5 protein-coding genes are annotated in these 5,392 nt (G+C 53.3%); 1 reads left to right on the top strand and 4 read right to left on the bottom strand.

Annotated elements, in window-relative coordinates; genetic code table 11:
* The 4 genes from PsW74_RS20515 to PsW74_RS20500 all read right to left on the bottom strand — a co-directional run.
* Positions 1-964, bottom strand: a 964-nt coding sequence (locus PsW74_RS20515) for a phage portal protein (RefSeq protein ID WP_244277886.1), incomplete at its 3' end; no start/stop codon positions are given.
* A 218-nt stretch (positions 965-1,182) separates the two neighbouring features.
* Positions 1,183-2,469, bottom strand: a complete 1,287-nt coding sequence (locus PsW74_RS20510) for a terminase family protein (protein ID WP_063288167.1) — start codon at positions 2,467-2,469, stop codon at positions 1,183-1,185.
* Complete coding sequence (locus tag PsW74_RS20505) at positions 2,447-2,959, bottom strand: hypothetical protein (protein ID WP_063288166.1); 513 nt, start codon at positions 2,957-2,959, stop codon at positions 2,447-2,449. The genes PsW74_RS20510 and PsW74_RS20505 overlap by 23 nt, the downstream gene beginning before the upstream one ends.
* A gap of 457 nt (positions 2,960-3,416) precedes the next feature.
* Positions 3,417-3,896: a YcgN family cysteine cluster protein gene (locus PsW74_RS20500; protein WP_057465880.1), complete on the bottom strand. Its 480-nt coding sequence runs from the start codon at positions 3,894-3,896 to the stop codon at positions 3,417-3,419.
* A 127-nt stretch (positions 3,897-4,023) separates the two neighbouring features.
* Here PsW74_RS20500 and PsW74_RS29920 point away from each other — a divergent pair.
* Positions 4,024-5,392: transglycosylase domain-containing protein (locus PsW74_RS29920; protein WP_244277885.1), on the top strand; the 1,369-nt coding region annotated here is incomplete at its 3' end.

The raw sequence follows: 5,392 nt of genomic DNA, 5'->3' as shown, positions 1-5,392 counted from the left end.
CCGTCAGTCGCCAGAAGGCGCGGTTGGCTTCCTGATAGTTGGCGTAGGTGTTGTCTCCCGGAATACCGAGCAACATAGGCGGCACGCCGAAGGCCAGTGCAATTTCGCGGGCGGCGACATTCTTCAGCTCAATGAAGTCCATATCTTTGGGCGACATACCCATCTGTTTCCAGTCGAGCCCACCTTCCAGCAGCATAGGGCGGCCAGCATTCTTCGCACCCTGATAGGAGCTTTCCAGCTCTTCTTTGAGGCGGTGGAACTGGTCGTCCGTCATGTTCATCGCATCGCCTGCACCATAGACCAGCGCACCGGTTGGACAGGCGGCATTATCGAGCAGAGACTTGTTCCACTCTCCGGCGGCATTATGGATATCAAGAGCAATTTGCGCGGCCTCGATGGGCGCAAAGCCGTAGTGGTCGTTGAGCGGGTTGAAGAGCTTGATGTGCAGAACGGGTTGGAGCTTGTCACCGGGCGCTTTGCGCAGTTCCACTTTGCGGCCTGCCACCTGATACTCGTAGGCCTCCACCCAACCAGCCTCATCCACCAGCACCTTCATGCGGTCGGGCCTGAGAGAGTGGAGCTCGCGCGGTGCGCCTTCCAGCGAGACGGCCTCTACATAGGCATTGCCGGAGACCAGCAGGAAGCCGTAGACCTCCTCCAGAAACGAGCGCCGTGTTTGCATGGGTGTGGGCTGGTTCAGAAGTTCCATCAGGGGATGGGCTTCCAGCTCTTCATCGCCCACTTTCACAGTGAGGGACACGTTTGCGGCGGCTTCGGAGATGAGACGCACGCATCTGTAGGCGATAGGATTTCGTAAATACCCTTGGTTTATAAGTGATTCATAGTTGCGCGGGGTCCAGACGGCCCCTTCACCAAATCGCATGAAGGCGACTGATTTTGCCCGTGATGCCTTTTGCTCAGTTACTGGTGAAAAAACTGAATCAAGAAGTCTGCGTAACCCCATGAGATCAGAGTCCTTTTCGCTCTAACTTAATGTTTTGATTCATGTATTTGAGTGTACAAAAGCTGTTTGCTTTTGGTCTGCCTTGATAAACAGCTTTAACTCATTTTCTCGCGTATCCTTATCCGAAAACCGGTTCCCACTTTTCGGCGATACACGGAGGGCTAATCCTCACAAACAGATTCAAGTTTGCGAGCTAACCCTTCCAATTATTGGTGTTTTTACAGTTTGCGCAAGCGTGGTTTGCCTGCAGGGCGGCGGTTGAGTTCTGTTATGGCCCAGACCAGTGCATCCAGCCGATCTGGTGATCTTCCGTTGCTCAGGCCACCAACCCCAAAGTCGGAGAGTTCATCTTCCAACTCAGGAAAGACACCGCAATGATGAACGCGCCCCTGCTCGTACAACAGGGCGACTGGCTCTGCTCTGCGGCGTTTACTTTTGGTTGCGTGGACGGACTTTACCGGCACGCTGGCATCGACACTTTCAATGACCTCACGCACCATCTCGCCGCCTTGATTGACCTCTGCCAATAAGCAGTCCGCCTCCAGCTCATGATAGAGTTTGATGGCTTGCTCAGCCCATGCAGCGGGGCGCAGGCCCTGGGCGGTTCTGTCTCGCAAGACATGCAGATCACCTGCCTCTGTGATACCTGCTGCGACGATGCCACAGGAATCTGCTGTCCTGCCTGATGTGGCTGGCGGGTCCACGGCAACAACAATGCGCTTCAGTTCGGGGGCATCCCGCACCCGGCCCATCTCGAACCATTTGCGGGCGAACAAAGCGTCTTCCCGGTCTTCAATCAGTTCGCCATCCAGCTCCTGCCGACCCAATCGCGTGCCACCATACCGCTCTGCCATTTGCAGCAGGAACACCTCTGCTAGAAACGCGGCATTCGCTTTCGTTCCAGCCTTTGTCACCACGGTGCCTTTGTCTTGCAGCAGCAGTTTTAACAGCGGCGTAGACTTGGGTGTTGTGGTCACCAACTGCTGCGGTTGCACCCCAAGACGCAGACCGAACTGGAGCATGTCGAAGGTTTCTGTCGCGTTGCTCCACTTGCCTGCTTCATCACACCAGGCGGCATCAAACTGGGGGCCGCGCAGAGCCTCAGGATCTTCTGATGAAAAGGCCCGAGCGACCGCGCCGTTCGCCCATTCCAATCGGCGCCGTGATGGGTTCCACTGAGGCTTGTGGCCTGCCGGGTGGACGGTGAGCAGACCGGAAATGCCCTCGATCATCACCTCCCGCACATCCGCGTAGGTTTGCCCGACGAGCGCAATATTGCCAGCCGCCGGACCAGCCCATGCTTCTCCTGCAACCTTACCCTTGACCCATTCTGCCCCTGCTCTTGTTTTGCCTGCACCGCGTCCGCCCATGAGCAACCATGTAGTCCAACTGCCCTCAGGCGGGCGTTGATGGCCGTGTGCGAACACTTGCCAGTTATATTGAAGATAACTCAGTTCATGGGGTTTCAACGAGGCGACAAAGTCATGAAGTTTGCCCTGCGCCACACAAGCTTTCAATGCGCTGCGAAAGCTGTTGTCGCATCTGGTCATCACTCACCTCCTCTGTGTTGTCCTCACCGTGTGCTTGCTGCAGGTCGATCAACATATCCAGCGTCTTGGCGAGGCTGGTGATGGCTTTTGCTGTGGCATCCATCTCTCCCGCTGCTGATTGCGGATCACCGCTTAGCTTTTTCAGTTTGGCTTCCAGTGCGCTGACCTGCTTTTCAAAGGCAGCATAAAGACGGGCGATCAGGCGTCTGCGTTCTTCTGGTTGAGAGCTTGCAAGCTCCTGCGCCAGCTCCCACTTGCGCAGCCATCCTTCCCGTTTAATCTTGGTGGTGATGGTGCTGCTTGGCAGGCCAGTCTTGCGAGCGATATCAGCAATTGAGATGGCCTCTTCTTCCACCATGCGGCGGACGACCTGCCAGACCTCTAATGGCACACGCAGTCGTGCTGCCTGCTCCTCCTCCAGTTGGGGCTCTTGCTCCTCCGCCATCGTTCCTCCTGTCGCTAAAATTGATTGCGTATCGATGTCCGAAAACCGGTGTCCACTTTTCGTCGGTACGCTGTAGGCACAAAAAAAGCCGCCCATTGAAACAAGGAGCAGCTGGTCAATTCTCTAAAATGTAGTGCAGATAGAAAGAGTAAGACTGCCTCTGCAGGCACTGTCACACTTTCTCTAGCATGCCAAAACCCTATCAAAACAGCGGTGCGCTGTCAAGATTATATTCCTAAAGTAAGTCGCCCAAAGAGGCATGGACACTTATCCCCGTTTCACGTTAGGATTGAAACTCGTTCAACTTTAAATAAAGAAAGCTGTAAGGCTTTGATGCGACATTCAAAAAAGCGCAGGCCCTGAGGCACTGCGCTGGCTTTACAATTGCTTTGAATTTTGACTTATACCCGCTTCTCACCTGTGGAGAAGTAATTGAAAATAAACATATTTTGCAGGATCAGTCTTTGGTGTATTCCTCATCCGGCCAGTCGACGAGATAGTTTTCGAACTCTTCTGGCTCCATTCCATCTTCGCTGATGGTTTTGTCTTGGACTGAGATTCCGGCGTCATGCACGCTTTGCGGATCTTTTGAAACAAGCGGATGCCACCAGTACAGATCCCTGCCCTCACGGATTAGACGATACGCACATGTTGGCGGTAACCATTTCAAAGTTCTTACAGTTTCCGGCGAAAGCTGTACGCAATCGGGCACTGTGTCGAAGCGCTGTTCATAGTTTTTGCACCTACATGTGGTTCCATCCAGCAGAGTGCACGCAACGTTTGTCCAGTAGATTGCGCCTGTGTCCCAATCTTCAAGTTTGTTCAGGCAGCAGCGTCCACATCCATCACAGAGTGACTCCCATTCTTCATGGGTCATCTCATCTAGGGTTTTGGTCTGCCAGAAAGGGCGGTGACTCTCAGAGTTTACGGATACCATTTATGTCGTTCTCATTGCAAAATTCCGATGGGAATATCGCGAGGATGTCGCTTAGCTAGTTCTTCGGTTTGGTTCATTGTCCCCCTTTGCGCATTCAGGGGTGTGACCGGTACTACGGGTAATCAGTTTGGAAGAGAACTCTGATAACAGCGAAAAGCAGAATGTCACGGAAAATTCTGCTGAAAATGTGAAAAAAAAGGGCAAGGAGCGATCTTTTACCCTTCAGGATCTATCTCAGCGGATGCTTGCAACCGATGCATGGCTGGATTCTGCGCTTTGGCACACCTCACAGTTTTTTGGGGTGTTCTTTCGTGAGTACTCGGCCTTCATGCGCCGGTTCTCTCTGCGCGGCCCCTCCAAGTTTATTGCAGGGCTTGCTTCCGAAGGGCTGACCTATTGCGCGTTCGGCTTTCTGATCGTGCTGACCTTTGCGCAGCCGGCCTTTAAAGCAACGGAACGTTCTGACTGGAAAACCACCTCCGACTTTTCCGTGAGCTTTTTTGATCGGTTCGGAAACCCGATCGGCAAACGCGGCATTTTGCTGAACGACAAAATTCCACTGGATGAAATTCCTGATCACGTGATCCAGGCCACCCTTGCTACCGAGGACAGACGTTTTTTTGATCACTTGGGAATTGACTTTGTTGGCACCTTCCGCGCCATGGTTGCCAACATAAAAGCACGTTCTGTTGTGCAGGGTGGTTCGTCTATTACACAGCAGCTTGCAAAAAACCTATTCCTTTCAAACGAACGCACATTACAACGCAAAATCAAGGAGGCTTATCTCGCTATATGGCTTGAGATGAACCTCACAAAGCGAGAAATCCTCAAATTGTATCTTGATCGCGCCTATATGGGCGGCGGGACATTTGGCGTTGCCGCCGCTTCAGAATTTTACTTCGGCAAAGACGTGCGCGAAATTTCGCTGGCAGAAGCTGCAATGTTAGCAGGGCTTTACAAGGCCCCTTCCAAGTATGCACCGCATAAAAACCTGCCCTCTGCCCGCGCCCGCGCCAATGAGGTACTGACGAATATCGTCCAAGCTGGCTTCATGACTGAGGGACAAGTTATTGGCGCCCGGCGTAATCCGGCCGAGGCGATTGACCGGAGCAAAAGCCAAGCACCGGATCACTTCCTCGATTGGGCGTTCGAGCAGGTGAAAGACCTCGCGGAACAGTACCCAGAACTCAGTAATGACAGAGTTATTTCCGTTCGCACCACGCTTGATCCGGGCCTGCAACGGGAAGCTACCAACCAAATAGAAAGCACCTTGCGCCAATACGGCAAACGTTACGGCGTTGAAGAAGCAGCCATGACAGTTATCACCACCGAGGGCGCTGTGCGCTCTATGGTTGGTGGGCGCGATTATGATGAAAGCCAGTTCAACAGAGCGACGGATGCACTTCGCCAGCCGGGTTCCTCGTTCAAACCGTTTGTATATATGACGGCCTTCTTGAATGGATATGAAAGCGAGAGTGTTGTCCCCGATCGTCCGA

This window comes from Pseudovibrio sp. W74, assembly GCF_001623085.1.
Classification (GTDB): Bacteria; Pseudomonadota; Alphaproteobacteria; order Rhizobiales; family Stappiaceae; genus Pseudovibrio.
The sequence above is the reverse complement of the archived record's forward strand: the minus strand, read 5'-3'. Positions and strand labels throughout refer to the sequence as shown.